Annotated in this window: 2 protein-coding genes; both read left to right on the top strand. The window is 49.6% G+C overall.

Features of this window, described 5'->3' with window-relative positions:
- A partial coding sequence (locus tag FY046_RS23540) for a fimbria/pilus outer membrane usher protein (RefSeq protein ID WP_446186531.1) occupies window positions 1-635 on the top strand: 635 nt, incomplete at its 5' end.
- A 129-nt stretch (window positions 636-764) separates the two neighbouring features.
- Window positions 765-1751 (top strand): fimbrial protein, encoded by a 987-nt coding sequence (locus FY046_RS23545; RefSeq protein WP_159336871.1) that lies wholly within the window; start codon window positions 765-767, stop codon window positions 1749-1751.
- Window positions 1752-1995 lie beyond the last annotated feature (244 nt).

The raw sequence follows: 1995 nt of genomic DNA on the forward strand, positions 1-1995 counted from the left end.
GCAATACCACAACCAATGCCAATGTCGGCTATCGTGCCTCGGCCACTACCATGAATGCCTCATGGAGCCAGTCGTCGAACTTTAGCCAGGAAGGGCTGGGGATGACGGGAAGTCTGGTGGCATACCAGGGCGGCGTGCTGTTTGCCAATCAAGTTGGTAGCACCTTTGCCATTATTGATGCTCCTGGTGTGGCCAATGCAGCGGTTAATAGCGATGCGACCATCATCACTAACCGTCAGGGGAAAGCACTGGTTCCCTACATGTCACCTTATCGTAAGAATGCGATGACGCTGGATACCACCAATCTCGGTGATAACGTGCAGCTGCTGGGCAACCGTAAAGATGTTGTGCCTTACGCCGGGTCCATCAGCTATGTGAAATTTGAAACAGATCAGCGCAAAAGCTTCATTTTCCATGCGGTAGATCGTAACAGCGCCCCCCTACCCTTTGGGGCTCTGGTCACTGATAGCAAAAATAATGAAATTGGTTATGTCGGGCAGGGCAGCGTGGTGTTTGTCCACAGTGAAAAACTACCCGACAGGGTAATCGTTCATTTTTCCGGGGAAGACAACAGTACATGCAGCATTACCCAGCCGAAAACCAATCTGGGCAGTGATGTGAATCACTGTCACTAATCAGGGAAGAGAATAATGAAAATGCTACCGCACATCCGATGTATCAAGAGAGCGGGCAAGGTGGTTACCCTGAGTTTGATACTGTTCTTACCCTCCTGGGCAGGAGCTAACTGTATACAGAATGCCCCCGTGGATGCTCCCTTTTTGTATTACGATGCTACCAGCGCGTTAAACCTCTCGGGCAGGGCATCGTTTTCATCCACAACGGCTTATCCGGGTACTTTTAGCTGTAGCATGCCGGCATGGGGGATTATTGGTGGCAAGAACACGGTTGATAACTCAACGCCCTACTCCCAGAACACGCTCTACTTAAAATTTCCCGGCGATGCTTATGTCAGCGTCAATGTCACGCAGCCCACACCGCAAGAGTTTCATCCCAAAGTGGGTACCAACAACGGTTCAGCTATTGATTCCACCTTTACCGTTAACCTGAAGCTGTTGGCCAATATTCCCACCAAAAACGTGATGGTCATTAATGGTGACATCGCCACTATCAATCCGATTGTACTTGCTCAGGACAGTACCGGGCTGACTTTCCTGCAGAATATTGCCCGGATGCTCAGCGACTTCGCCTATTTTATTTTCCACTGGAGTTGGCCAAAACATAATTACGATATTTACTACAAAGCCCTGCAAATAAGGTTCGTGAAGCGCGTGACCACCTGCAGCTTCGATGATGATAATAAAACCGTGGTGCTAAACAATATCGATATCGCCTCACTCGCCAGCGGGGCAATGAATGGGAAAAAGGCGTTTACCCTTAATTTCAGCTGTGACGGCATGAAAAATGGTATCGCCGGGCGTAATCTTCGGGCATTTATGAGCAGCAATAACCTTCTTGCATCCGATAGTACCACGCTGACCTCCCCCGTCACCGGCGGTGCAAAAGGGGTGGGTATCCGGGTGGCAAAAGCCAGCGATAATATCCCGCTCACCTTTAGTTCGTCGGAAACCACGCAGGGAAATGCCACCACGCTGTTCTCATACACCGCCAGCCAGGCATTACCTTCGCAACTATCGCTACCGATGAATGCGTGGTACTACGTCTACAACAAGCAGATGCTCTCCAGCGGTTCCGTCAGAACCACGGCCGTGGTGAATTTTGTCTATGACTAATGGATAAAAGGCGATTGCTTTTCGTACACTAAATAGATAAATATCCCTGTGTTGTTTATGGATAAACACGCGAGGATGTATGTTCTGTTTATATCAGACGCAGGATGCCGGAAGGCGGCTTTCTCCACGGGATTTTCAGTTCGTTCAGACGCCCCGTGTAGCATTCGACAATGCCCGGATTTATTATGAAATGGATTATCGGCGCTATGCGAGGCAAGACGTATCAGGCGATCTCCCGCAACGA

It is taken from the genome of Erwinia sp. 1181_3 (genome assembly GCF_052824965.1).